The organism is Mycolicibacterium parafortuitum (assembly GCF_002086815.1).
GTDB lineage: Bacteria > Actinomycetota > Actinomycetes > Mycobacteriales > Mycobacteriaceae > Mycobacterium > Mycobacterium parafortuitum.
Window position 1 is genome coordinate 20644 of the sequence record NZ_MVID01000011.1, and the last position, 25743, is coordinate 46386.

Annotated in this window: 29 protein-coding genes; 15 read left to right on the forward strand and 14 right to left on the reverse strand. The window is 67.4% G+C overall.

What is annotated here, in order from left to right; all coding sequences use genetic code 11:
- Positions 1 to 31 precede the first annotated feature (31 nt).
- From BST38_RS13855 to BST38_RS13900, 10 genes are all read left to right on the forward strand, one after another.
- A complete protein-coding gene (locus tag BST38_RS13855) occupies positions 32 to 484 on the forward strand; it encodes a MarR family winged helix-turn-helix transcriptional regulator (RefSeq protein ID WP_083144027.1) in 453 nt (150 codons plus the stop codon).
- A 59-nt stretch (positions 485 to 543) separates the two neighbouring features.
- Positions 544 to 1575, forward strand: coding sequence for a ferredoxin--NADP reductase (locus BST38_RS13860; RefSeq protein ID WP_083143911.1), 1032 nt, complete (start codon positions 544 to 546; stop codon positions 1573 to 1575).
- Between the two features lie 22 nt (positions 1576 to 1597).
- Positions 1598 to 2344 (forward strand): SDR family NAD(P)-dependent oxidoreductase, encoded by a 747-nt coding sequence (locus tag BST38_RS13865; RefSeq protein WP_083143912.1) that lies wholly within the window; start codon positions 1598 to 1600, stop codon positions 2342 to 2344.
- 94 nt (positions 2345 to 2438) lie between these two features.
- Entirely contained in the window at positions 2439 to 3722 is a 1284-nt protein-coding gene (locus BST38_RS13870) for an aromatic ring-hydroxylating oxygenase subunit alpha (RefSeq protein WP_083144028.1), read from the forward strand.
- Position 3723: 1 nt separating this feature from the next.
- Positions 3724 to 4059 carry a hypothetical protein gene (locus BST38_RS13875; protein WP_083143913.1) on the forward strand — a complete coding sequence of 112 codons (336 nt, stop codon included), beginning with the start codon at positions 3724 to 3726 and terminating at the stop codon, positions 4057 to 4059.
- Between the two features lie 13 nt (positions 4060 to 4072).
- Positions 4073 to 4918, forward strand: coding sequence for a TauD/TfdA dioxygenase family protein (locus BST38_RS13880; RefSeq protein WP_083143914.1), 846 nt, complete (start codon positions 4073 to 4075; stop codon positions 4916 to 4918).
- 2 nt (positions 4919 to 4920) lie between these two features.
- A complete protein-coding gene (locus tag BST38_RS13885) occupies positions 4921 to 5460 on the forward strand; it encodes a carboxymuconolactone decarboxylase family protein (protein WP_237160798.1) in 540 nt (179 codons plus the stop codon).
- A gap of 97 nt (positions 5461 to 5557) precedes the next feature.
- Entirely contained in the window at positions 5558 to 6841 is a 1284-nt protein-coding gene (locus BST38_RS13890) for a cytochrome P450 (RefSeq protein ID WP_083143915.1), read from the forward strand.
- Positions 6838 to 7029 (forward strand): ferredoxin, encoded by a 192-nt coding sequence (locus tag BST38_RS13895; protein WP_083143916.1) that lies wholly within the window; start codon positions 6838 to 6840, stop codon positions 7027 to 7029. The genes BST38_RS13890 and BST38_RS13895 overlap by 4 nt, the downstream gene beginning before the upstream one ends.
- 18 nt (positions 7030 to 7047) lie before the next feature.
- The gene (locus BST38_RS13900; RefSeq protein WP_083143917.1) at positions 7048 to 7332 is read left to right on the forward strand and encodes a DUF1330 domain-containing protein; all 285 of its coding nucleotides are present in this window, start codon (positions 7048 to 7050) and stop codon (positions 7330 to 7332) included.
- A gap of 24 nt (positions 7333 to 7356) precedes the next feature.
- Here the strand turns inward: BST38_RS13900 and BST38_RS13905 are convergent, their stop codons facing one another.
- From BST38_RS13905 to BST38_RS13950, 10 genes are all read right to left on the reverse strand, one after another.
- The gene (locus tag BST38_RS13905; protein ID WP_083143918.1) at positions 7357 to 8145 is read right to left on the reverse strand and encodes an alpha/beta fold hydrolase; all 789 of its coding nucleotides are present in this window, start codon (positions 8143 to 8145) and stop codon (positions 7357 to 7359) included.
- A 1-nt stretch (position 8146) separates the two neighbouring features.
- Positions 8147 to 9352, reverse strand: a complete 1206-nt coding sequence (locus BST38_RS13910) for a cytochrome P450 (RefSeq protein WP_083143919.1) — start codon at positions 9350 to 9352, stop codon at positions 8147 to 8149.
- A complete protein-coding gene (locus BST38_RS13915) occupies positions 9349 to 9549 on the reverse strand; it encodes a ferredoxin (protein ID WP_083143920.1) in 201 nt (66 codons plus the stop codon). Before BST38_RS13915 ends, BST38_RS13910 begins: the two co-directional genes overlap by 4 nt.
- Positions 9550 to 9609: 60 nt before the next feature.
- A complete protein-coding gene (locus BST38_RS13920; RefSeq protein ID WP_083143921.1) occupies positions 9610 to 10812 on the reverse strand; it encodes a cytochrome P450 in 1203 nt (400 codons plus the stop codon).
- Between the two features lie 121 nt (positions 10813 to 10933).
- Positions 10934 to 11743 carry an NAD(P)-dependent oxidoreductase gene (locus BST38_RS13925; RefSeq protein WP_083143922.1) on the reverse strand — a complete coding sequence of 270 codons (810 nt, stop codon included), beginning with the start codon at positions 11741 to 11743 and terminating at the stop codon, positions 10934 to 10936.
- Between the two features lie 4 nt (positions 11744 to 11747).
- Positions 11748 to 12566, reverse strand: a complete 819-nt coding sequence (locus tag BST38_RS13930; protein ID WP_083143923.1) for an NAD(P)-dependent oxidoreductase — start codon at positions 12564 to 12566, stop codon at positions 11748 to 11750.
- The gene (locus tag BST38_RS13935; RefSeq protein WP_083143924.1) at positions 12566 to 13453 is read right to left on the reverse strand and encodes an alpha/beta hydrolase; all 888 of its coding nucleotides are present in this window, start codon (positions 13451 to 13453) and stop codon (positions 12566 to 12568) included. Before BST38_RS13935 ends, BST38_RS13930 begins: the two co-directional genes overlap by 1 nt.
- A 4-nt stretch (positions 13454 to 13457) precedes the next feature.
- On the reverse strand, positions 13458 to 15104 hold the full coding sequence (locus BST38_RS13940; RefSeq protein WP_083143925.1) for a thiolase C-terminal domain-containing protein: 1647 nt from the start codon (positions 15102 to 15104) through the stop codon (positions 13458 to 13460).
- Positions 15105 to 15132: 28 nt separating this feature from the next.
- Positions 15133 to 15426: a ferredoxin gene (locus BST38_RS13945; RefSeq protein ID WP_165761592.1), complete on the reverse strand. Its 294-nt coding sequence runs from the start codon at positions 15424 to 15426 to the stop codon at positions 15133 to 15135.
- 8 nt (positions 15427 to 15434) lie between these two features.
- On the reverse strand, positions 15435 to 16730 hold the full coding sequence (locus BST38_RS13950; RefSeq protein ID WP_083143927.1) for an NADH-ubiquinone oxidoreductase-F iron-sulfur binding region domain-containing protein: 1296 nt from the start codon (positions 16728 to 16730) through the stop codon (positions 15435 to 15437).
- Positions 16731 to 16750: 20 nt separating this feature from the next.
- Between BST38_RS13950 and BST38_RS13955 the strand changes: the two genes are divergently transcribed.
- The gene (locus BST38_RS13955; protein WP_083143928.1) at positions 16751 to 17227 is read left to right on the forward strand and encodes a hypothetical protein; all 477 of its coding nucleotides are present in this window, start codon (positions 16751 to 16753) and stop codon (positions 17225 to 17227) included.
- A 23-nt stretch (positions 17228 to 17250) separates the two neighbouring features.
- On the opposite strand, the gene BST38_RS13960 is transcribed toward BST38_RS13955, so the two are convergent.
- The 4 genes from BST38_RS13960 to BST38_RS13975 form a co-directional block, all read right to left on the reverse strand.
- Positions 17251 to 18108: an alpha/beta fold hydrolase gene (locus tag BST38_RS13960; RefSeq protein WP_110781756.1), complete on the reverse strand. Its 858-nt coding sequence runs from the start codon at positions 18106 to 18108 to the stop codon at positions 17251 to 17253.
- 107 nt (positions 18109 to 18215) lie between these two features.
- On the reverse strand, positions 18216 to 18605 hold the full coding sequence (locus BST38_RS13965) for a Rieske (2Fe-2S) protein (RefSeq protein WP_083143930.1): 390 nt from the start codon (positions 18603 to 18605) through the stop codon (positions 18216 to 18218).
- Positions 18606 to 18608: 3 nt separating this feature from the next.
- Complete coding sequence (locus tag BST38_RS13970) at positions 18609 to 19751, reverse strand: amidohydrolase family protein (RefSeq protein WP_083143931.1); 1143 nt, start codon at positions 19749 to 19751, stop codon at positions 18609 to 18611.
- Positions 19752 to 19772: 21 nt separating this feature from the next.
- Positions 19773 to 20855: an amidohydrolase family protein gene (locus BST38_RS13975; RefSeq protein WP_083144030.1), complete on the reverse strand. Its 1083-nt coding sequence runs from the start codon at positions 20853 to 20855 to the stop codon at positions 19773 to 19775.
- 309 nt (positions 20856 to 21164) lie between these two features.
- Here BST38_RS13975 and BST38_RS13980 point away from each other — a divergent pair, with 309 nt between their 5' ends.
- The 4 genes from BST38_RS13980 (at position 21165) to BST38_RS13995 (ending at position 25743) form a co-directional block, all read left to right on the forward strand.
- On the forward strand, positions 21165 to 22160 hold the full coding sequence (locus tag BST38_RS13980; protein ID WP_083144031.1) for an acyl-CoA dehydrogenase family protein: 996 nt from the start codon (positions 21165 to 21167) through the stop codon (positions 22158 to 22160).
- Complete coding sequence (locus tag BST38_RS13985) at positions 22160 to 23335, forward strand: acyl-CoA dehydrogenase family protein (protein WP_083143932.1); 1176 nt, start codon at positions 22160 to 22162, stop codon at positions 23333 to 23335. Before BST38_RS13980 ends, BST38_RS13985 begins: the two co-directional genes overlap by 1 nt.
- 30 nt (positions 23336 to 23365) lie before the next feature.
- Positions 23366 to 24493, forward strand: coding sequence for an LLM class flavin-dependent oxidoreductase (locus BST38_RS13990; protein WP_083143933.1), 1128 nt, complete (start codon positions 23366 to 23368; stop codon positions 24491 to 24493).
- Between the two features lie 80 nt (positions 24494 to 24573).
- On the forward strand, positions 24574 to 25743 hold the full coding sequence (locus BST38_RS13995) for a sulfotransferase family protein (RefSeq protein WP_083143934.1): 1170 nt from the start codon (positions 24574 to 24576) through the stop codon (positions 25741 to 25743).

Sequence of the window (25743 nt, forward strand, 5' to 3'; positions counted from 1 at the left end):
TCAAGGCATGGACGGGCACGACGCGGTCGGCATCGAACTGACCGACAACATCCTGTGGCTGCTCAAGCAGGCGTTCTACTTCTCGCTGACCAGCGTGAACGAGGCGGTCGCCGAGCACGGCGTCAGCACCGCGCAGATCGGTGTGCTGCGCCAGCTGTCCAACGAGCCGGGCCTGTCGGGGGCCGAACTCGCCCGTCGCCTGCTGATCAGCCCGCAGGGCGTGCAACTGGCCCTGACCGCCCTGGAGAAGCGGGGGCTGGTGGAACGCAAGCAGAATCCCGCGCACGGGCGCATCCTGCAGGCGTTCCTGACCGACCAGGGCCGCAAGGTCGCCGCGGCCGTCGTGCACGACGCGATCGCCGCGCACGACAAGGTGTTCGGTGTGCTGACCAAAGCCGAGCAGCAGACGCTTCGCGAACTGCTCGGCCGGGTCGTCGAGCAGGGCACCGGGCATCGGCTCTACGCCGACCACGTCGACAACTGATCACCGTCGGTACATCAAGTACTTGAGGTTAATGACAAGTACTTGATAAAGTGGCCGGGATGGCCGAGGACCGCGTCGCCGAGGATTTCGCCCCGCTACGGATCGCACGGGTGGTGCGCGAGACCTCCGATGCCGTGTCCCTGGTGCTGGATGTGCCCGAACACTGCTCGCACCGCTTCCGGTACCGGGCGGGCCAGTTCCTGACACTGCGGGTCAGCGTCGACGGACGCGACCTGCGCCGCTGCTATTCGATGTCGTCGGCGCCCGCCGACGCGGAGCTGCGGATCACGGTCAAACGAGATCCGGGCGGGGTCGTCTCCAACTGGATCAACGACACCGCGGCAGTGGGGCATCAGCTGCACGCCGCCCCACCCGACGGGAAGTTCGTTCTCGCCGAGGGTATTTCGGCCACGGCGCCGTTGATCGCATTCGCCGGGGGCAGCGGGATCACGCCGATCATGTCCCTGGTGCGCACGGTGCTGACCGAATCGGACCGGCCCGTGAAGCTGTTCTACGCCAACCGCGGACGGGCCTCGGTGATCTTCTCCGATGTGCTCGCAGAACTCGCCGCCGCCCACGGGGACCGACTGGTGATCGAACATCACTACGACGAGGACGCGGGAGTGGTCACCGGTGCGGCCATCGAGTCCTTCGCCGGGGATGTCACCACCGGGGACTACTACATCTGCGGCCCGGCGCCGTTCATGGAGACCGTGGAGACGGCGCTGCTGAGCGCCGGAGTGAGCCCACCCCGGTTGCACCTGGAGCGGTTCACCGTCGCCGAGATCGCGGCCGAGGACACCGCCGCATCGCAGGACACCGAACAGGTTGTCATCGACCTGAATCGCACCACCACGACCGCGTCCTACCGCAAAGGGGACACGCTGCTGCAGACCGCCCGCTCCGCCGGGCTGCGCGCACCGTACTCGTGCGAAACCGGCTCGTGCGGAACGTGTATGGCACGCATCGTCGAAGGCAGTGCCCGGATGGTCAACAACGACGCGCTCGACGACGACGAGGTGGCCGACGGGTGGGTGGTGACCTGTCAGGCGCTGCCGACCAGCCCGAAAGTGCATGTGGTCTATGAGTGACCGGAGAGAAGGTGTCGAGCGGATGTCGCGGGTGGCGGTGGTGACCGGCGGGGCGTCGGGCATGGGGGAGTCGACCTGTCACGAACTGGGTCGGCGCGGGCACAAGGTCGCGGTGCTCGACCTCAACGATGACGCGGCGCAACGGGTCGCCGAGGATCTGCGGAGCCGGGGTGTCACCGCGCTCGGCCTAGCCGCCGACGTGGCCGACCGCGCCGCGGTCGACGAGGCCTTCGCGAAGGTGCGGACCGAACTCGGGTCCGTCCACATCCTGGTGACCAGCGCCGGACTGGTCGACTTCGCACCATTCCTGGAGATCTCACCGCAGTTGTGGCAGCGCCTGATCGACGTGAACCTCAACGGCACCTTCCACTGCGCCCAGGCCGCGATCCCAGACATGCTCGAGGCACAGTGGGGGCGCATCGTGATGATCTCGTCGTCGAGTGCGCAGCGCGGATCCCCGGGCATGGCCCACTACGCGGCGTCCAAAGGGGCGCTGATCTCCTTCACGCGCTCGCTCGCGCGTGAGTACGGCGCCGCCGGTATCACCGTCAACAACATCCCTCCGTCGGGTATCGAGACCCCGATGCAGCTGCAGTCCCAGCAGGCCGGCTTCCTGCCGCCCAACGAGCAGATGGCCGCGAGCATCCCGGTCGGGCACCTCGGGACCGGCGACGACATCGCCGCGGCGGTCGGGTTCCTGTGCTCGGAGGAGGCCGGGTTCATCACCGGCCAGACCCTCGGAGTCAACGGCGGGTCGGTGATGGCGTGACCGGCGCGCAGATCCCGCGCCGAGTCTGAACTCGTTGGCGAGTTCAGACCCGAAATCAGCGAACGAGTTCAGATTCGACGGCATGGAGGTTCCGATGGGTAAGTGGCCGAAGCCCGCCGAGGGCAGCTGGACCGAGCACTATCCCGAGCTCGGCACGGGGCCGGTGTCGTTCCGGGACTCGATCTCACCGGAGTTCTACGAGCTCGAGCGCGAAGCGGTCTTCAAGCGGGCCTGGCTCAATGTGGGCCGTGTCGAGGAACTGCCCCGCGTCGGCAGCCACCTGACCAAGGACATCGCCGTCGCCAAGACGTCGGTGCTCGTGGTCAAGGGGCGTGACGGGCAGATCCGGGCGTTCCACAACCTGTGCCGGCACCGCGGAAACAAACTGGTGTGGAACGACTTTCCGAGCCAGGAGGTCAAGGGCACCTGCCGGCAGTTCACCTGCAAGTACCACGGGTGGCGGTACGGCCTCGACGGTGCGTTGACGTTCGTCCAGCAGCCGGGCGAGTTCTTCGGCCTCGACCACGCCGAGTACGGGTTGAAGGCCGTGCACTGCGATGTGTGGAACGGCTTCATCTTCATCAACTTCGACCCCGAGCCCCGCCAGACGCTGCGGGATTTCCTCGGCCCGATGATCACCGCGCTCGACGACTACCCGTTCGAATTGATGACGGAGCGTTACGAATTCGAGGCGCACAACAACAGCAACTGGAAGATCTTCGCCGACGCGTTCCAGGAGTACTACCACGTGCCGTCGCTGCACAGCCAGCAGGTTCCGACCGAGGTGCGTCAGCCCAACGCGACGTTCGAATGCGGGCACTTCCAGATCGACGGCCCGCACCGGCTGGTCTCGACCGCGGGCACCCGGCGGTGGCTGCTGGCGCCCGAGTACATGTACCCCGTCGAAAGGGCCACGCGCAGTGGCCTCGTCGGGCCCTGGCGGACCCCGGAGACCCACCAGTCGGCAGGGCTCAACCCCGGGGGAATCGAACCCTGGGGCATCACCAACTTCCAGATCTTCCCGAACCTGGAGATCCTGATCTATCACGGCTGGTACCTGCTCTACCGCTACTGGCCGACGTCGTACAACACGCACAAATTCGAGGCCTACAACGCCTTCCACCCGGCCCGCACCGTCCGCGAACGCGTCGAGCACGAGGTCGCCTCGGTCGTCCTCAAGGAGTTCGCGCTGCAGGACGCAGGCATGCTCGGCGGCACGCAGGCCGCGCTGGAGTACGGCCTCGACGAGCCGATCGTCGACGACTATCCGCTCAACGACCAGGAGATCCTGGTCCGGCACCTGCACCACGTCGCCGTCGAATGGGTGGAGAAGTACCGAGAAGAACGTGATGCCGGGCGCAGTCCGGTGGGGGTCTGAGATGGCCGGGAAGAAGCTGCCGAGCGCCTTCGCCGAGTTCGAGCCGTTCGCCGACAAGTGGTGCCTGGCAACCGAACCCGAGCGATGGGAGATGCGGTTGAGCACCCCGATGCCGGAGATCCATGCGTTCTACGATGCTTTCACGCCGCGGTTCGAAGAGGCCATCGACTACTGCGACAAGTTCCCGCTCGACGACCTGCCCGACGATGTGCTCAACCTGCTGCACCTCGTCTACTCGATGATCATGGTCTCGATGGCCGTCGAGGTCTTCGGTACCCAGAAACCCGCCGACTCGGCTGACGCCGTCATCGACCGCGTCAGCGCTCCGGTGCCCTGACCCAAGGAATCCCATGTCGCTGTTGACGATCAACAAACTCACCCCGTCGGTCGGGGCCGAAGTGCTCGGCGTCGATCCCGAGCGCCTCGTTGCCGACGACACTCTCGGCACCGCGATCCTCGACGCGCTCGAAGACAACGGCGTCCTCGTCTTCCCGGGCCTGCACCTCGATCCGAAGACCCAGGTCGAGTTCAGTTCCCGGCTGGGCGCGGTGGATCACTCCTCGGACGGCCACCACCCGGTCCCGGGGATCTACCCGATCACCCTCGACAAGACCAAGAACGCGTCGGCGGCCTACCTGCGGGCGACGTTCGACTGGCACATCGACGGCTGCACGCCGACCGGAAACGAGTGCCCGCAGAGGGCCACGGTGCTGTCGGCGGTGCAGGTCGCCGATCGCGGCGGGGAGACGGAGTTCGCGAATTCCTATGCCGCGTACGAGGCATTCAGCGACGACGAGAAGGAGCGGCTCTCGAAGCTGCGGGTGGTGCACTCGCTGGAGGCGTCACAGAGCCGGGTCAACCCGGATCCGTCCCCGGAGCAATTGGCGCGCTGGCGGTCGCGTCCCATCCACGAGCATCCGCTGGTGTGGACCCACCGCAGCGGTCGCAGGTCGCTGGTGCTCGGAGCGTCGGCGCACTACGTCGTCGGCATGGACCGGGACGAGGGCCGGGCGCTGCTCGCCGACCTGCTCGATCGGGCCACCCAGCCCGAACTCGTCTACAGCCACCGCTGGTCGGTCGGTGACATGGTCATCTGGGACAACAACGGGGTGCTGCACCGGGCCGCTCCATACGACCCGGATTCGCAGCGGGAGATGCTGCGCACCACTGTCCTCGGCGACGAGCCGATCCAGTAGCCGTGACCGGAACACCGCGCCTGGAACCGCTTCCCGCCGACCGCTGGGACGACACCGTCACCGATGCGTTGCGGCCGCTGTTGTCGCCGGCGCGGATGAACCCGCACGACGCGGGCAATGTGCTGGCGACCCTGGTCCACCACCCCGACCTGACCCGCGCGTACCTGACGTTCAACGCGCACCTGCTCGTGACGTCGACCCTGCCCGCCCGGGTGCGGGAGGTGGCGCTGCTCAGGGCGGTGCACGTCCGGCGCTGCGACTACCTGTGGGACCACCACGGCCCGATCGCCGAGCGGGCCGGGATGACCCCGGCCGAGATCGACGCGGTCCGTACCGACGGCCTCGACGATGCCGCCGAGCGAGCGGTGATTCGGGCTGTCGACGAACTGAGCGAGGCGAACACGCTGACCGACGAGACGTGGTCGGCGTTGCGCGGGTACTTCGACGAACCGCAGATCCTGGACCTGATCTTCACCGTCGGCTGCTATCAGCTCCTCGGAAGCGCGGTCAACGCGCTCCGCATCCAACCCGAGGCCCACTGACGCCGTTTCGTTGACGGGGCGGTGTCGGTATGAAAATCTGATACGCAATAATGAGAATCACGTTCTCGCACCGAGAGACCGTCGAAACGGAGTGAGCATGACAGAAGACCTCACCGCGGTCGACTTCTTCCGGGACAGCCGGCTGACCGACGACCCGTACCCGTTCTACGAAGCGTTGCGCAACAAGTGCCCCGTTGCGCGCGAGGACCACTACGGCGTCACGATGGTCACCGGCTGGCAGGAAGCCGTTGACGTCTACAACGATGCGGAGACCTTCTCGTCGTGCATCTCGGTGACCGGCCCGTTCCCGGGGTTTCCGGTGTCCCTGGAAGGTATGGAAGAAGGGGACATCACCGATCTGATCGTCGAGCACCGCGACGAGATCCCGTTCAGCGACCAGCTTCCGACGCTGGACCCGCCGACGCACACCGACCACCGCGCGCTGCTCATGCGACTCATCACGCCCAAGCGTCTCAAGGAGAACGAGGACGCGATGTGGCAGCTGGCCGATGACATCCTCGACGAGTACCTCGCCCCGGGCGAAGGGGAGTTCATCAAGGGCTTCGCCGCGCCGTTCACGCTGCGGGTGATCGCCGACCTGCTCGGTGTCCCGGAACAGGACCGCCCGGAACTGCTCGAGCGACTCGCCCGCGGCACCCACGGCAGCGGATTGGGCAATGCCGACAAGGCGTTGACCAAGACTCCGCTGGAGTACCTCTACGACGTGTTCGCCACCTACGTCGAGGACCGCCGTGCCGAACCGCGCGACGACGTGCTGACCGGGCTGGCGACCGCGACGTTCCCCGACGGCAGGTTGCCTGAGGTCGGCGATGTCGTGCGGGTGGCCACCAATGTGTTCTCGGCGGGCCAGGAGACGACGGTCCGGCTGCTCAGCACCGCGCTGAAAGTGATGGGCGACCAGCCCGAGGTTCAGGCAAAGCTGCGCGAAAACCGGGAACTGCTGGGCAATTTCATCGAGGAATGCCTGCGGATCGAGAGCCCCGTCAAGGGCGACTTCCGGCTGTCACGCGTCCCGACCACCGTCGGTGATCAACAGCTGGGCGCGGGCTGCACCGTGATGGTGATCAACGGCGCCGCCAACCGCGACCCGCGCCGTTTCGAGGACCCCGACACCTTCGACCCCGAACGCAAGAACGCGCGACAGCACCTGGCGTTCGGCCGCGGGATCCACAGCTGCCCCGGTGCGCCGCTGGCCCGCGCCGAGACCCGGGTCGGTCTGGAGCGGCTGCTGGACCGCACCACCGACATCCGGATCTCCGAGCGCCGGCACGGACCCGCGGGCAACCGGAACTACCAATACATCCCGACCTACATCCTGCGCGGCCTCACCGAACTGCACCTGGAGTTCGACGTCCGATGAAGGTGACGGTCGACGAGGACCGATGCGCCGGCCACGGCATGTGCCTGACGCTGTGCCCAGAGGTGTTCCAGATGACCGACGACGGCTGGGCCGTCGCCGATCCCGAAACGGTGCCGCCGGGGTCAGAAGAGGCCGCCCGTGAGGCCATCGACAACTGCCCGGAGCGGGCGATCAGCGAAATCGATTGAGAGCAGAAAGGTTCAAGCGTGGCGAAGGCTTATGTGTTGCTGACCGAGGACGTCAAGGATCCGGCCGGAATGGGGGAGTACGCCAAGCTGGCGGGCAAGACCATGGGCGCCGCCAAGGTGCTGGCGTTCGGTCCGGCCACCGAGACCCTCGAAGGGGAGTGGCACGGCAGCCAGACCGTCATCCTGGAGTTCGAATCCGTTGAGGCCGCCAAGGAGTGGTACTACTCCGACGAGTACCAGGCCGCGGCGAAGCTGCGCCAAGCGGCCGCCGACTGCAACGCGGCGATCATCACGGGCTTCTGACCCACGCGCGCTCGCGGGTGCCTGCTAGTGCGGGCGCAGCGGGGCGACCGGTGTCGTCGTGGTCGCGTGCACCAGCAGCCCGGCCAGTTCGCGGGGCCGCGACAGGAACGGCGAGTGTGACGCGTCGATGGACAACTGCTCGACACCGAGGCGGCTCGCGACGGTGTCGGCCAGCCAGCGGGGCATCGACCGGTCCTGTTCGCAGACGATGAAGCTGCGCGGCAGATCCGCCGCCCAGAAGTCAGGCACCGACACCGGCGTCACGGTGGTGTCGCCGAAACGTTCGGGACCCAGCCGGTCGAACGACCAGCGTGCGGTCTGCTCGTCGCAGTCGTGGTAGAAGTACTTCCACGCACCCGCGAAGTCGGCGAACGTCATCGCACCGGATTCGTCGAAGTGCAGGTACCCCAACATCTCTCCGACGTCACCGTCGAACTCCCCGTCCAGCTCGACGGGGCCGTCGGCGTCGTCGCGCATCGCCATCGCCTCGGGATAGGTGCGGCCTTCGCGCGGCAGCGCTGCGGCGAGGTAGCAGATGTGGGCCACCAGATCGGGCTCGGCGTCGGCGGCCAGCGTCGCGTCGAAGCCGCCGCCGGAATGTCCGACCAGCACCGACTTCTCGGTGCCGCCGGCCCGCAGCGCCGCGACGATGGTGTCGCGCCGGTTGTCCAGTGTCGACTTCTGATCGATCAGCGCGCCGTGGCCGGGCAGATCGACCGCGACCGCGTCATGACCCAGAGACTGCAGCTCGGCGACGGTGCGCTCCCAGCACCAGGCGGCGTGAAAACCACCGTGCACGAGGACGAACCGCATCTCAGCGGAGTACCCGCACCGGGACGTGGGACCAGCCCGCGACGTTCTGCATCGCGACCCGGCGGCATTCGTCCCAGAGCACCTCGTAGCGCGGCATGAAGTCGAGCAGTCGCTCGAGTGCGATCGCGCTCTCCATCCGGGCCAGCGCCGCACCCAGGCAGCTGTGTACGCCGTAGCCGAAGCCCAGATTCTGCGCCTCGGTCCGATCCCGGTCGATGTCGAACTTGTCGGCATCGGTGAACGCGTCGGGGTCGCGGTTGGCCGAACCGCCGAGCAGGAACACCGGTTTCCCGGCCGGGATCGTGACCCCGTGCAGGGTGATCTCCTTCATCGACCGGCGCACGTTGTACTGCGCGGGCGCCTCGTAGCGCAGGAGTTCCTCGACCGCGGCCGGGACCTTGCCGCGATCGTCGAGAAGCTTCTGCCACTGGTCGGGGTTCTGGGCGAAGGTGACCGCCGCATTGCCGATCAGCTTGGTCACGGTCTCCGCGCCCGCCCCACCGAGAAGCGTTGCGAAACCCGCGATCTCGAAATCGTCGAGACGCTCCATCTGGCCGTCTTCGCGCTCGATCTCGGCTTGGACCAGCCGGGTGAACATGTCGTCCTGCGGTTCGGCGCGGCGCTGCTGGATCAGTTCGTAGTACAGCCCCATGGCCTCGGCTATCGCCTGCTGGCCCTCCGGGGACATCTCGACCTGGCCGGGTTCGCGGTGCAGCGACGTGTCCACCCACTGGCGGACCTGCTGACGGCGGTCGGCGGGCACACCCAGCATCTGGGTGATGACCTCCACCGGGAAGAACGCGGCGAACTCCTGCACGACGTCGAACCTGTCCGGGTCGGCGTCGGCGAAGCAGCGGTCGATGGTGGACTCCACCATCGGTTTCAGGTTCGCGATCTGGCGGGGGGTGAACACCTTGTTGACCAGGCTGCGCATCTGGCGGTGCTCAGGGGGATCCATCAGGATGATCATCTTCATCGGCAGTGGCTCGCCCGACTTCACCATCGCCAGATCCAGGCCGTACGCCGAGGAGAACGTCTCGTAGTCCTTGAACGCCGCGGCGACGTCGGCGTGCCGCGACAGCGCGTAGAAGTCGTGCTCGGGGTTGTAGTACACCGGCGCCTCTTCGCGCAGCCGCCGGTACAACTCCCAGGGCCCGTTGAAGAACTCCTCGGAGAACGGGTCGAAGACGAGTTCGGCGGCGGTCACTCGTCGACGATCGAGATCGCCTGGCGGGGGCACTGCCGCACCGACTCCCGGACCCCGTGCTCGTTCTCCGGTGTCACCTCGTCCTGCAGGACGTGCAGATAGTCCTGTTCGTCGAGGTCGAAGACTTCGGGGATGATGCCCATGCACACCCCGTTGCTCTCACACAGTCCGAAGTCGACGACGATCTTTTGTGTCATGCGCGATCCGCTCCGCTTCTCGCTGATGTCATGCGCGATCCGCTCCGCTCCTCGCTGATGTCACTTCAGCACCCTCACCGGGACATGGTGGTAACCGGCCACATTCTGCATCGAAACCCGCTGCAGGCCAGTGAAATCGACCTCGTAGCGGGGCATGAAGTCCAGCAGGTACTCGAGGGCGATCGCGGTCTCCATCCGGGCCAGTGCCGCACCGAGGCAGCTGTGGATGCCGTAGCCCAGACCGAGATTCTGCGACTGCGTGCGGTCGCGGGTGATGTCGAAGGTCTCCGCGTCGTCGAAGGCGCGGGGATCTCGGTTGGCGGCGGCCTTCATCAGGAACACCGGTTTGTGCGCGGGAATGGTGCCGCTGGGTACGTGCGCCTCCTTGATGGTGTAGCGCACGTTGTACTGCACCGGGCCGACGTAGCGCAGCAGCTCTTCGACGGCATCCGGGATCAGGCTGCGGTCATCGAGCAGCATCTGCCACTGCTCCGGGTGACGCGCGAACTCGACGACCGCGCTGCCGACCAGCTTGGTGACCGTCTCGGCGCCCGCCCCGCCCAGCAGCGAGGTGAAGCCGGTGATCTCCAGGTCGTCGAGCCGGCGCATCTGGCCGTTCTCGTCCGGGATCTCCGCGGCGATCAGCCGGCTGATCATGTCGTCCTGCGGGTTGCGCCGCCGCTCCTGCACCAGCCCGTAGTAGTACATGCCCGAATCGATGTTGGCCTGCATGTTCTCGTCGGACCAGCCGAGCTGGCCCGGCTTGCGCTCCAGGCTGGTGTCGATCCAGTGCCGGACCTGCTGACGGAATTCCTCCGGCACGCCGGCCATCCGGGTGATCACCTCGACCGGGAACGGCCCCGAGAAGTCCTGCACGACGTCGAAGTTGTCCGGGTCGGCCTTGCTGAGGTAGTGCTGCACGAGTTCGATGACGGTCTCGCGCTGGGACTGGATGGCACGCGGCGTGAACGCCTTGTTCAGCAGGCTGCGCATGTGCCGGTGCTCGGGCGGGTCCATGAAGATGATCGACTTCACCGGGCCATCTTCGGAGCGCACCATGGCCAGGTCGCATCCGCGTGCCGACGAGAACGCGTCGTGATCCTTCAGCGCGGCGGCGACGTCGGCGTGCCGGGTCAGCGCGTAGAAGTCCTCTTCGGCGTCGTAGTAGATCGGCGCCTCATCACGCATCCTGCGGTAGATCTCGTACGGGTTGTCGAAGAACTCCTGCGACACAGGGTCGAAGCGAAGTTCAGGAGCGGTCATGACATGTCCTCCTTCACGGCGGGCTGCTGCCGGAAGCGTTACGAGAATTGATTCGACTGTAACGCTATCAGTTTCGGTGTGCCAGCATCGCGACATTCGGGTTCGATGCGTACGGCAAACATCAGGTCGCAGGGGTGGGCAGGGCCCGATCGAGCAGTCCCTCCAGGATTCCGAGATCATTGCCGGTCTCGGCCGCGACGGCCCGGATCACCGCGACGTCCTTACCGAGGAACTCGCCGATCGAATCGATGAAATCCTGTACCGACCCCGCACCGCGGCCGCCGATCAGATCGGCCGCCCGGCTCGACCCGCTGCCGCGGCGGACCGCCGCGATCAGACCGGCCTCGTCGACCCCGACCCGGGCACCGAATGCGGCCGCTTCTGCCAACAACCCCAACTGTGCGGCGAGCAGGGTGTTGTTCAGCAGCTTCACCCATTGGCCTGAACCGAGCCCGCCGGTGTGCAGGATCGGGTCCCCGTAGCTGGCCAGCACCGGCCGGATGCGGTCGAACACGGACTCGGGTCCACCCACGAACAGGGTGATCTGGCCGGCGGCGATGTCGTGCGGCCCGCCGCTGACCGGCGCATCGACGACCGCGATCCCCGGTGCCCGTTCGGCCAGCAGCTCGACGGTGCGGGGGCTGCCGGTGGTGTGCACCACCAGGGTCGACCCCGCCGACATCGCGTCGAGAAGCCCATCGTCGAGGCACACCTGCCGGACCTGGTCGTCGGTGAACACGCAGACCACGACGACGTCTGCACCGTCGGCCACCGCGGACACCCCGGCGACCGGACGCGCCCCCAATTGCTCGGCGGCCGAGCGCTTCTCGCTGCTGCGGCCGAGTACCGCCACGTCGTGGCCCGCCTCGACGAGGCGGGTGACCATGGGCGCGCCCATGCGTCCCGCGCCGACGAAGCCGACGGTGGTCATCGCATCACCGCCTGTGGCCCATGGCTTCCAGCGCCGCATCCGCCGCCGTGAACACCGCACCCTCGGCCGCATGCGCGGCCGCGGCCAGGCTCGCCGCGTGCCGGACGTCTTTCTGCAGTAGCGCACCGGCGATCGGCGCGAGGCCGTCGAGCGTGCCGCCGAACATCGAGATGCTGCCGACGGCCTTGCTGGTCGCCGATCCGCGGTTGAGCACCTCGACGAGCTTGTCGCGCGGGATACCGAGCGACTCGCCGAGATCCAGCGTGCTCACGGCGCTGCCGAGATTCGCGCTGAACAACAGGTTGTTCAGGATCTTGGTGTTCTGTCCGCTGCCCAGCGGCCCGAGGTAGACGATCGGGTCGGCATACGTCGCGAACACCGGACGGCACCGTTCGGCGACCTGCTCGTCGCCACCCACCATGACCAGCAGCGTGCCCTGCTCGACGGCGGGCCCGCCGCCGCTGACCGGAGCATCGATCACCGAAACTCCCTGCGCAGCCGCCTTTTCGGCGATCTCGCGGCAGGTTTCCGGGTGCACGGTGCTGTGGATCGCGATGATTCCGCCCTCGGCCAGCCCGGCCAACACGCCGTCCTCGCCGTAGAGCACCTCGCGGACGTCGTCATCGCCGACGACGCACAGGCACACCAGATCGCTTGCGGCGCCCAGCTCGGCCGGGGTGGCGGCGGTCTTGGCCGGGGTGTCCGCGTACGGCTCCAGGCTCGCCTGTCTGCGCGCCCACAACGTCGTCTCGAATCCGCCCTCGGCGATCCGCCGAGCCATGGGACCGCCCTGACTACCCAGCCCGATGAAACCGACACGCATCAGCTCGCCTCCACTTGCTTCTGATCGCGGCCGTGCGGACCCGCGATGCACTCATCGATGAACGACAGAATCTTTCGGTGGTAGTCGCCGGCGCTGAGCCCGACGCTGAGGTTGTGGCCGCTGCCGGCCATCTCGTTGACCGCGACCCGTTCCGACGCCGTGAACAGCCCGGCGATCGCAGCCAGCGCCTCCGGACCGGATTCCCAAACCTTCTCGTTGTCGGCGACGCTGAACTGGACGGGCGCCGACAGTCGCGCAGCCAGCGCGGGGAAGTCGCGACGCGCCCAGTGCGCGGTGACCTCGCCCTCGTAGCGCACCCCGGGCGCCGACAGCGCGCCGGTGAGCACCTCGGCGGGGTAGAGATCCGCGGGTTCCCACAGCAGGTCGCGCAGCCCGCCGGGCCGTGACGTCACGGTCGCGTCGCGGATGATGGTCCATGCCGTCGGTGTGTAGCGCAGCCCGGTGCCTGCCAGCTCGACACCGATCACGTCCTCGCGCGCGGTCGCCATCCGCAGCGTCAGTTCACAACCGGCCGAGTGCCCGACGATGAACAACCCCGCTCCGCGATCCCCGTCACCGAGGATCTTGTCCACCGCACCCGCGGCGAACGCGACCCGGCGGGCCGGGTCGGCGAACTCGCCGGCGTACACCGCGGACGAGCCGTACCCCGGCCGGTCCAGTGCGATCGTCGTGAAACCCGCTCCGGCCGCGATCCTCAGCAGCGACAGATCAGGACGGCCCGGGCAGTCGAAGTACGCCGCCGACGTCGCGCCGCCGTGCACCGCAAGGATGATCGCCCGTGGCTGCGGCACCTGGGCGACCAGCGCCGACATCGGCACGCCGTCGACGAGAACGACCCGCGGGCGTGGCGCCGCCGACGCGGTCATCGCGTCACGACTCCGTCCGCAGAATCAGCACACCGCTCGGGGTCAGGCCGCCGCTGCTGACCACGGCGGTACGGGCGTCTTTGACCTGCCGCTCGCCGGCCTCGCCGCGCAGTTGCACGACGGCTTCGTGCATCAGCCCCATGCCGTGGGTCCGGCCGTGAGACAGCTGACCGCCGTGGGTGTTCAGCGGGATGACGCCGTCGCGCGCGATCGCCGCGCCGCCGTCGAGGAAGTCCTTCGCCTCACCGATACCGCAGAAACCCAGAGCCTCCAGCCACGACAGGCAGTTGAAGGTGAACCCGTCGTAGAGCTCGGCGACGTCGATGTCGTCGGGACGCAGCGACGTTCGCGTCCACAGATGCGCGGCCTGGCCCAGCACCTGCGGCTCGTGGGTCAGCGTGGTCTGATCCCAGTCGGTGCGCTCGATGATCTGGGTACCGACCGCCTCGAAGTACACCGGCTTCTTCGGTGCGTCGGCGGCGGCGTCGACGGCCGACACCACCACCGCGACCGCCCCGTCGCACGGCACGTCGCAGTCGTAGAGCCCGAACGGGCTGGTGATCGGCCGTGCGTTGAGGTAGTCCTCCATCGTCATCGGATCGCGGTAGATCGCGGTCGGATTCAGTTGGGCGTTGGCCCGCTGGTTCAGCGCGATCCAGCCGAGCGTTTCCTTCGTGGTGCCGTAGCGGTGGAAGTGCCGCTGCGCGTTGAGGGCCAAGGTGTGTGCCGCCGAGGTCGCGCCGAACGGTGCCTGCCAGCTGTTGACGCGGGCGCCGCCCGGCGGAGAAGCCTTGCCCTCCTTCATCAGCTGGTTGAACGTGGCCTCCCACAGCGTGCGGAAGCACAACACGTGGCGCGCCATCCCGGTCGCGACCGCCATCACCGCGGCGATCACCGAACCGCCGGGCCCGAACGTGTCCATGCCCCCGTTGATCCACGTGGGCCTGATACCCAGCGCGCCTTCCAGCACGGTGCAGCCGCCCTCACCCATCCCCATCGCGTCCATCGCGGGATAGGTCGACAGACCGTCGATATCGGCCAGCGTCAGGCCGGCGTCGGCGATCGCCGCCTCACACGCCTCGATCGTCAGGGACAGCGGGGACACCATCAGCCGGCGCCCCAGCTTCGAGGCCCCGATGCCGGTGATCGCCGCCGCGTCCTCGAACTTGTCGGTGGTCAGCATCGGCCGGACGAACTTGCCGAAGTCCTGTGGCGCGATCTCGTCCTCGGGCAGCGGCGCGGTCTCGTGCTCGGCCGTCGGCTTGAACAGCGGCAGCCACACATCGTCGTTCTGCTCGAAGACCACCTCTACGACTCGTCCGAGCTCGAGCTCGTCGGGATCACAGTCGATGATGTTGGTGGTCAACCGGACTCGCGGATCTTCTTCGACGGCGACCTGGGCGACGACGTACGGCGCGGGCAGACCGGGGATCGAGAACCGCTCGTTGACGGTGAACGCCGACAGCACCGCCCGACCGGACAGCTCTCGCGGGCCCAGGTTGTGGCCTTGGCAGTAGCGGCACACCGGCTGCGGCGGATGGATCAGCGACTTGCAGTCACCGCACTCCTGGATGCGCAGCACACCGTCGGCGCCGGACGTCCAGAAGAACTCGTTGTCGAACGTCAACTGCGGCAGTGGAAGCCGGCTCATCGGGATCCTTTGCTCTTCGCGCAAGCGCTCATCGGGTGAAACCCCATTCTGCTTCGTTGTCTTCGATTTTCAGCTTGTCCAGATCCGGCTCACGCAGCGGCTGGATCGGCGTCTCGTCCGGCCGGCGTTCCCCGATGTTGAGAATCGCGTGCACCGGACAGTCCAGCAGCGCACGCTGCACCGCGTCGCGGTCCTTTTCGGGGATGTTGCCGTCGCCGACGAGGACCGCGTAACCCCAGTCGTCGAGCGAGAAGTACTCCGGTGCGTGCTTGGCGCAGATACCGAAACCGTCACACAGGGTCCGGTCGAGTTTGATCCGCATTCCGTCGCTCACAATGCCTCCACCGCGAACGGACGCTGGGCGGTGTAGGTGCCCGTGCCTGCGCACGCCGGGCAGTCACCGGCGAGATGCCGGGCCACGTCGTCGGCGAACATCGACAGCATGCTGGCCGCGATGTTGCAGGCGGCGTCCAGCGTCGCGCACGCGCCGCGCCCGCGAAGGACCTCCGACCACCGCTTCAGCCGCGCGAGGTCGTCGGCGCCGGCAACGCCGTCACGCAGCGCGCCCGCCGCGGCTGCCATCGCCGCTGTCCCGTTGAAGCACCCGCCGCACTGGCCGGCGTTCTCCCGGCCGTAGTAGTCCAGCACCGCCGCGGCGACGGCGACCGGGCACTCGTCGGTGAGCACCGACACCGCCCCGCAGCCGAGCCCGCTGCCCAGCGCGCGCAGCGATTCGTGGTCCAGGGACCCCCCGGCGATCCGCGCGTCCAGCAGGCCGGCGAAGTAGCCGCCCATCAGCGCTCCACGCACCCGCTCGGCGGGGATCCCGTGCAGCGCAAGCACATCAGCTGCAGACACCCCGAACGGTAACTCGTAGAGACCGGGCCCCCGACCGCCGCCGGTCAGCGTGGCGAGGAAGGTCCCGGGCGACCCGGCGGTGCCGAGGCTGCGGTACTCGACCGCGCCGTGGCGCTGCACGAACGGCAGATTGGCCAGGGTCTCGACGTTGCACACGGCGGTCGGAAGGCCGCCGACACCCTCCTCGAACGGCCGGGGCGGCTTGTCGGTGGGCTTCGCCGGTCCGCCGTTGATCGACCGCACCGCCGCGGTCTCCTCGCCGGCGACATAGCTCGGCTCGACGACGTGCACGCTGACGGTGACACCGTCGAGCGCCTCGGGGGTCACCTCGTCCAGCGCGCCGCGCACCACCGCCGCGGACCGCGGGTCCGAGACGTACACGTGCGCGTGGCGTGCGCCGATGATGCGCGCCGCCAGCCGCACGCCGTCGAGCACCAGATGCGGACGGTGGCGCAGCAGCCAGCGGTCCTTGACCGAGGCCGGCTCGCCCTCTTCGCCGTTGGCCACCAGCACGGTGTCCAGCCCGCGCGCCGACGCGCGGTGCACCGTCGTCAGCTTCACCGCCGTCGGGAACGCCGCGCCGCCGCGCCCCTGCACCCCGGCACGGCCGATCTCGCCGAGAAGCGCCTCCGCGTCGTCGAGGGCGAGATAGCCACCCGCAGCCCGGTACTCGTCGACCGACTCGGTGCCCGGGGTGGTGCGGAGCAGCCGGGCGGTCAGGCCCGGCCACACGGCCACGGTCAGTTCGGTGTTCATCGCCGTGTTCATCGGCGGCTACCCTTCCGTGCATGCGGACAGCGGTGGTGCGTATCGGTGTCGACCTGAGCGGCGAGCTGAGCGCCGAACAGCTCGCGGCCGGCATGGCCGAGCTGGCGCGGCTGGTGACCGAGGTGGGCGCCGAACTGATCGACAACAACCTGGCGGTCCTGCCGCCGAAGCGCCGCGAAGTCGAGATCCTGATGCGGGGCACCGACGCCGCGGCGTTGCAGGCCGAGGCAGCGGGCATGTGCGCCAAAGCGTTTCCGACCGAACCCGTGATCGGGGTGCTGACATTCGTCAGCCATGGGACCGACGACGACGCGCACGGTGTGCTCGCCGGATTCGGCGTGTCCGGCGTGATCGACCGGCGCGCCGGCGACGACGGCTGGGACATCATCACGGTGACACTGCGCAAGGCGGACCTTGCGCGCATCCCCGAGAGCCGGATCCACACCGCGCTGGAAGCCTCGACCAACTGCGAGGTGCACATCGTCCTGACGGACTGACCCGACGGAATCGGACGTGGCCATCACTTGCCCAGGAAATCCAGGATGGCCGGGGCGGCCTGCACCCACGTGTCGAACAGGCAGAACGTCTTGCCGCCACTCTGGGCGAACTTCTCGCCCGCGCGTTCCCAGGCGTCCTCAGGCCACGGCGGGTCGATCAGCGTGGAACCCTTGATCAGGCAGTGCACCTCCAGCGAGGTCCGCTTCGGGTGATCCCAGTCGTTCTCGCCGCCCCGGATGATCAAGGTGGGCACAGTGATGTTGTCGAACATCTCGTCGGGCACACCAGGAATCGTCTGGCCCGGCTTGGGCACGAACGCGTTGAGCCAGCGCAGCATCACCTTGAGGAACTCGTCGGCGTCGAGGTCGAGAAGGCGCTGGCGGTTGGCCGGGTTCTGCTCGATGCGCTCACGCCATTCCGGCACACTCAGCAGGCCCTCGATGCCGAGGCCGCGGACCGCGAGGATGCTCGGGGTCACATAGTGGCCACCGAGCACGAAGGATCCGTAGACACCGCCGACGATGTTCCACACCACCAGTTTTCGGACGATCTCGGGGTAGAGCATCGTGGTGAGCATCGAGTCCCGGGCACCGCCGGAGCCGCCGAGGATGATGCACGGGCCCTCGCCGAGGGCGGTCACCAGCTTGTAGAGCGTCTCGGCGCGCATGTGCGATTCGCTCTGCCCGTAGAACTGGACATCGGATTTGCCGCAATTGGGCCGATCCCACAGCAGCACCCGGTAGCCGCCCTCGACCAGTGCCTCGGCGAGCGGGCGCAGCCCGGGGATGTCCTTGCTGAACCGGCCGCCTGGCGTCAGCGCGATCAAGTCGCCGGTCTCACCGAGGATCTCGTAGACGACGTTGCCGCCGTTGATCGCCATGGTCTGTTCGCCGGCCGTCAGCGCGGGTCCCTCGCTCACAAGTTCGCTCCGGGCTGATGATTCGCTCACAAGTTCGCTCCCGGCCGATGATTCGCTCACAAGTTCACTCATGCCTGCACCAGGACTTCCTTACCGACCACCCGCACCGGGTAGGTGCGGATGCTCCATTCCGGTTTCACCGCGGTGGTGCCCGTCGCCAACTCGAATCCCCACTGGTGCCACGGGCAGAAGATGTATTCCTGGTCGCGGACCATCACCGCGTCACCAGGGACGGTCTCGTCGACGATGTTGCGGCCCCGGGCCCGGCCGGAGCACAGCGGACCACCCTCGTGCGGGCAGTAGTTCGCGATCGCGTAGTACGTGCCGTTGACGTTGTACACCCCGACACCGTGGCGGCCGATGGGAACGAGTTTGTGTGTCCCAGGCGGGATCTCATCGACAGTGGCGACGACGTGTTCCCGCCCCTGGGCCAACCGGGGCGTCTTCTCTTTGTCCATGTGTCAGAAAACCCGTACCTGACCTTCGAGCGCGGGCACGGTGTCCGGCAGCTTGTAGGTCTCGATACCGTTGCGGAACATCACCGCTTCGCGGGCGTGTTCGGGAAGGTGCTTGACCAGCCAGCGCGGGTCGTCGAACGTCCAGTGTGGGTAGTCGCTGGAGAACAGCAGGATCTTCTCGCACTCCATCCACTCGAACGCGCGCGACAGCTCGGTCTTGTCCTCGGGATAGTCCAGCGGTTGCGTCGTGAACTTGATGTGGTCCTTGACGTACTCGCTGGGCTTGCGCTTGATGTCCACCCACGACTTGCGTGCCTCGTAGAGCGCGTCCATCCGCCACATCAGCGGCAGGATCCAGGTGAACGCGTGCTCGACGAACACGATCCGCAGGTTCGGGTGCCGGTCGAAGGTGCCGTCGAAGATCAGGCTCATCACCTGGTTCGCCGCGAGCAGCGAGTAGGTCACCATGAAGTCGTGGTTGTAGCTGGGCAATCCGACCGGCGGCATCGGCAGCTCGTCGTAATGGCTGCGGGACAGATGGCAGCTGACGGGGATGTCGTGTTTGGCCGCCGTCGCCCAGATCGGGTCGTACTTCGGGTTCCCCCACGACGGGCGGGGTTCGGCCTTGATCAGGATCTGTGCCATGTACGGGTGGCCGACCCAGCGCTCTATCTCGGCGACGCTGGCCTCGGGTTCCTCGATGGCCAGGCAGATCGACCCTCGCCAGCGCTCATGCCAGTTGTTGTGGCTGTCGAGCCAGTGGTTGGCCTGCCAGTCGTTGAGTGCGTACGACATCGCGTGCTGCGCTTCGGGGATACGGGCCGGGTACGCGGCGGGTTCCAGGATCGCGATGTCGGCGCCGGCCTCCATGATGAGCTGCTTGAACGCCAGATCCGGGTCGCTGCAGGCGAACTCGCCGTCGGGCGGGAACGCGTCCACCCGCATCGCGTACGAGTGCGCGTAATCGGGTGCGTCGTAGTAGATCTGCTCGCCGATTTTGCGGGTCAGGAAGTACTTGCTGCGCCACGGTTCCGGGATGTATGGGGTGAGTTCACCGCGGCGGGGCGCGGGGTGCACGTCGGAGTCCACGCACCGCACCGCGATGCGTTCGGTGGCGGGTACCCGTGGATTGGCGGTAACGGTCATGGTCGTGCCTCCTCGCTCCCTCTACTGTGCCGTAGCCGCGGATGACACGGACGGACTTGCGCCAACTTCGAGGCCGTACAACTGCGCGGCGTTGCGCCAGCACAACTTGTCGCGCTGCTCGGCGCTGTATGAGGTCGGCACCGACAGTTCGTTGAGTTGCCAGTGCGGATAGCTCGACCCGTACATCACCATGTCGTCCTTGCCGGTGAAGCCGGCCCATTCGCCGGCGAAGTCGACGTCGCCGGGGCCGTCCAGGCTGCCCTGGATGAAGTAGACGTGGCCGGGCAGGTAGTCGCTGGGCATCCTGGGTGCCCACGGAGTCTGCTCCAGATGTGGCCTGCCGAAGCAGTCCATCCGCCAGATGAACGGGGTCAGCATGTCCGCGGCACCGTCGGCCCAGACGAACTTCAGGTCGGGCATTCTTTCGAATACCCCCTCGGCGATCATGTTCATCAGGTGGTACAGGAAGTTCAGCGCGGTGAACCCGACGAACTGTTCGTAGGTGCGGGTCAGGCCGTTGGGGGTCGGGGGCAGCATGACCCCCGAGCCGACCTCGAAATGCACCGCGACGGGCCAGCCGGCGTCGACCGCGGCTTCCCACAACGGCCAGAACTGGGGCTTGCCGTACAGGTCGCGCGACTGGAGCGGGATGCCCAACTGTGCGATGCGTGGATGGTCGCGGTACTTGTCGATTTCACGCAAGGCGCCCGCGATGTCGTCAGGGTTGACGCGCAGTGTGCCCCGGAACTTGTCCCCGAACTCCGGATGGTCCAGCCAGCGCGTCACCATCATCTCGTTGTGCGCCGACGCGATCGCGGTGCCGAGGTGCCGATCGGGCATGATGCCCCGCGTCATCGGGTGCAGGATCGCGATGTCGACGCCGCGGTCGGTGAACAGATGCTTGGCCACCAGCGCCGGGTCGGATCCGGGATACTGCCCGTCCGGGCCCTCGGTGCGGTCGGCGTATTCGCCGCCGGGGGCGCCGTACCAGTCCATCTCGTAGTCCGGGAATCCGCGGCTTCGGAACGGCTCGCGCAGGAAATTCTTCCGCAGGTCCTGGTTGGACTGACAGAAGATGTGCACGCTGGCATCGATGACCGGCACGCTGACCGGCGCTTGCGCCGAGGCGGCCGGCCCACCCGTCCCGTCGGTGAATTCCTTCACGCAGCTTGGTCCTTTACTCTCGCGCGGCCGGACACACGACCGTCGACAGTCTCAGTGTAGATCGTTGTTCTTCTTTATCAAGAATTCTGTTCTCCAGCAGGGTGCTTAACATCAACGCAGGTAGAGCGGCCTGCTGGACGGCTGCACAGCAGATTGTCGACGAAAACGTCTACGCGTTTGGTGAGAACGCCGACACCAGATGCGAGAATGATATTCTCGCGGCACGGCGGTCACCAGGAGGAGTACGACGTGTTACTCGAGTTCGATGATGATCAGCGGTTGTGGCAGGAGACCGTGCGCGACGCGGTGTCCAAGCAGTGTCCGGCGTCGCTGATCCGGGATATCGCCGAGAACGGCGTCGACCCGACCCCGCTGTGGAACAGCTATCTCGACGCCGGATGGACCGAGCTGACCGATCCGGAGAATGCCGTCGAGCTCGCGATCGTGCTCGAAGAGTTGGGGCGCGCGACCGACCCGACGCCGTTCCTGGCGACATTGAGTCAGTTCGCTCCGCTGGTCGGAGACCGGTTCGACTCCAACGGCTCCGGCGCCGCCGTGTACTCCGGGGTGTCGGCGATCCGCGACGCGCAGGGTTGGGTACTCACCGGCACCGACCGTTTCGTCCTCGACGGCGACCGCGCCGAGCGCTTCGCGGTGGTGACCCCGGCGGGAGTCTTCGTCGTAGGGCCGTCCGACGTCGTCACCCGCCGTGTCGACATATTCGACCCCGTGTTGCACGTCGCGGAGGTGTCGTTCCCCGGCGTCCACGTCGCCGAATCCGACCGACTGCCCGTCGACACCGAGCGCGCCCACCACGTCGCGCTGATGGGTATGGCGATCACGATGGTGGGTGCCTGCCAGCGCATCCTGGACCTGGTGCTCGAACACGCCAAGAGCCGCCAGCAGTTCGGCGTAGCGATCGGCACGTTCCAGGCCGTGCAGCACAAGGCCACCGACATGTTCGTCGCGATCGAGCGGGCCAGGGCGTTGTCCTACTTTGCGGCGCTGACCATCGCCGCCGACGATCCGCGCCGCCGGCTTGCCGCCGCGATGGCGAAGGCGTCGGCGGGGGAGTGCCAGTCGCTGGTGTTCAAGCACGGCATTCAGCTTTTCGGGGCGATGGGCTTCACCTGGGAGAACGATGTGCAGTTCGCGTTGAAGCGGGCCAAAGCCGGCGAGCTGCTGCTCGGCGGGGCGGCCGAGCATCGGGCGATGATCGCGGAGGAATACGGGAGGGACATCTGATGCAGCTCGCTTTCGATTCCGACGTCGAGGAGTTCCGCGCCGAGTTCTCCGCGTTCCTCGATGAGCACACCCCTTCTGCGGCACAGACTTTGGAGCGTCCTCGGTCGGTGTCGCACATGCCCCAGTGGGCGCGTGACTGGCAGCGGCTGCTATTCGACAACGGCTGGTTGTTGCCCGCCCAGCCGCCGGAGTTCGGTGGCCGCAACGCCAATGTGCTGCAGACCTTTGTGCACGCCGAGGAACTGTGCCGGCGCCGGATCTACCACAGCTTCAACCCCCAGGGCGTCAACATCATCGCCGCCTCACTGCTGACGTTCGGCACCGAGGAGCAGAAGCACCAGTGGGCTGTCCCGGTCCTGCGCGGCGAGCGTACGGCGTCGCTGGGCATGAGCGAGCCGAGCGCGGGATCGGACCTGGCGTCCTTGCGTACCAAAGCGGTGCGAGATGGTGACGACTTCGTCGTCAACGGCCAGAAGGTGTGGACGTCCGGCGCCCACGACGCCGATTTCCTGCTGACGTTCGTGCGCACCGACCCGGATGCGCCGAAGCACAAGGGCATCAGCGTGCTGCTGATCCCGACCGACCTCGACGGGGTGGTGTGCCGGCCGTTCGCGGACATGACCGGCATCGACAACCTGGACTTCAACGAGGTGTTCTTCACCGACGTGCGGGTGCCCGCCGAAAACCTGGTCGGCCCGCTCAATGGCGGATGGGGCGTCGCGAACGGCTCCCTGGGCCACGAGCGGACGATGATGTGGCTCGGCTTCGCCGACCGGATCGCCAACTGCATCGCCGACTTCGTCCCCAAGAACCCACTGGAGCGTGATGCGCTGGCCAGCAGCATCATGGACTACGAGGCGCTGCGGCTACTCGGATCCGTCGGCATCGCGAAAGCGGCGCGCGGCGAAGTGGACGTCGCGTCGGTATCCATCCCGAAACTCCTTGGCGCCGAGGCCGAACAGCGCATCGAAGGCCTCGCGCTCGAGGCGGCCGGACCCGACGGGTTGGTGCACCCGGCGACATCCGGTCCGTACGAGCACATGAACCTCGACCACTACTTCGCGAGCTGGTTCGAGCGCTACTGCCGCAGCTTCGGCGGAACCATCGCCGGCGGAACCTCGGAGATCCAGCGCAACATCATCGCCCAGCAGGTGCTCGGCCTGCCCCGGCGGTGACGGACGGTTGCGGCCGGTGATGGCACGGCGATGAAGGTGCAGCCCGCGGCGTTCCTGCGCACGACGTTGCCGATCGACCTGGGGCAACTCGCCGAGCTCGACGCCGGGCGCTACCACTCGATCTGGCTGCCCGACCACATGGTGAGTTTCTGGCCGGACTCGATCTGGTCGCCGGAATTCACCGACCTGGCCGTCGCATCCCCGTCGCCGCACCGTCATCTCGATGCGATGGCGGTGGCCGCTGCCGCTGCGGTGCTGACCGAGAACGTGCCGCTGGCCACCAGCGTCGTCGACACCGTGCGGCGCCATCCGGCGTCGCTGGCGCAGAGCGCGCTGACCATCGACCACTTGTCCAAGGGGCGATTCATCCTCGGGCTGGGCAGCGGTGAGAGCGAGAACATCGAGCCCTACGGCTTCGACTTCAGCTATCCGGTCAGCAGATTCGAGGAGGCCCTGCACGTCATCCGGCTGCTGTGGGACAGTGACGGACCCGTCGACTTCGACGGTCGCTTCTACCGGCTGCAGCACGCCCGGCTCGACACCGAGCCCTACGCCGGCCGGTTCCCGCCGATCTGGATCGGTGCCAGCGGGCCCCGCGCACTCGACATCACCGGGCGCTACGCCGATGGTTGGTGGCCCGCTGGGGCATGGTCACCGGAGGACTACGCAGAGAAGCTGGCGCGGGTGCGCGCGTCGGCGGAGCGGGCCGGCCGCGACCCGTCGGCGATCACCCCGTGTTTCATCCAGGTCTGTCTGATGGGCCGCGACGACGCCGCCCTGGCCGAGATCCTGCGGGCGCCACTGGTGAAATCGTTCTTACTGCAGGTATCGGCAGAGCTGTTGTCCACGTTCGGCTTCGAGCATCCGATGGGGCCGGACTGGGGCGGTTTCCACGACATCGACCCCGGTGTGCTGACCCGCGAACGCATCATCGACTTCCTCGACCGCGTCGAGCCGGAGATGATCCTGGCGGTGGTGCCGCACGGCACCCCGAAGCAGGTGGCGCGCGTCATCAAGGAATACGTCGATGCGGGACTGCGGGTTCCGAAGATCCTGGATTATGGGGGAATGGCGGGGCTGGACTACGCGAAGGCGTCGGCGCAGCATGTGCGTGAGGCGGAGGACGAGCTGATGGCACTGTGCGGAGCACGCGGATGACACTGTGCGGAGCACATGAATGGCACTGTGCGGAGCACACGAAATGACACTGTGCGGAGCACGCGGATGAGACTGTGCGGATGAGTGAGAAGCTCGACGCCGCAGCATTACTCGCGCGGGCCGAGGCGGAGACGGGATTGCGCGACTACGGTGATCCGACGCTGCCGGACCGGTTCGCGATGGCCGTCGACCTCATCAACGGGCAGGGGATGACTCCGGACGGCTACCGGCACGCCGCCGAGGTGTGCCACTGGCTGCTCACCAGTCGGCTGGAGTTCTTCGCTGACCGGGACCGCTATCCGGTCGCTGACGAGGTGATCGAGGCGCCGATGTTCGTCACCGGTGAACCGCGGTCGGGGACGACGCTGATGCACGCGCTGATGAGCGTCGACCCGGACGCGCGGGCGCTGCGGTTCTGGGAGGTGATGTACCCGTCCCCGCCGCCCGGCCTCGCCGGTACCGAGGACCCGCGCCGGGCGCGCGCTGACCGCGATTGGCGTGAGATCAACGCCAAGGCGCCGAAATGGCTGCACTCCCATCCCTACAACGACATGCTCGGGGACGGCCTGCCCGAGGACGAGCGCACCTGGGCGTTCGACTTCCGGGTGATGACGCCGACGGCGTGGTGGCGGGTGCCGATGCAGACCGTGGTCGGCGGACTGCCGACCGACGCGGCGGCCCAGTACCGGATTCACCGGGCGATGCTGCAACAGTTCCAGCACGCGCGACCGCGTAAGCACTGGGTCTTGAAGGGCTTCCACGGTTTTCGTCTCGCCGAACTGTTCGACGCGTACCCCGACGCGACGCTGCTCTGGTTACACCGCGACCCCGTCCAGGTGGCGGCCTCGCGGACCATGATGATGGCCGACATCCTCGACGGGCTGGTCGGTCCGGTGGATCTGCATGCGGCGGCCCGGATGCACCTGGATCTGACCCGCGCCAGTATCGCGAACACGATGACCAACCCGATGGTGGACGATCCGCGCATCCGGCACGTCCGCTATACGGACTTCCTCGCCGACCCGGTGGGCACCGTGGGCGACTACTACGCGTTCGCCGGGCGGACCCTGACCGAGGCTGCGCAGGCCCGGATGCGCGATTACCTCGCAACCAACAAGGGCGACCGGCATGGCAAGTTCCGCTACTCCACGACCCTGCTGACCGAGATCGGTGAAGACCTCGCGGCGCTGCATGAGGAGTTCCGCCCGTTCCGGGAGAGGTTCGGCGTCGAGATCGAGAATCGCGGCTGA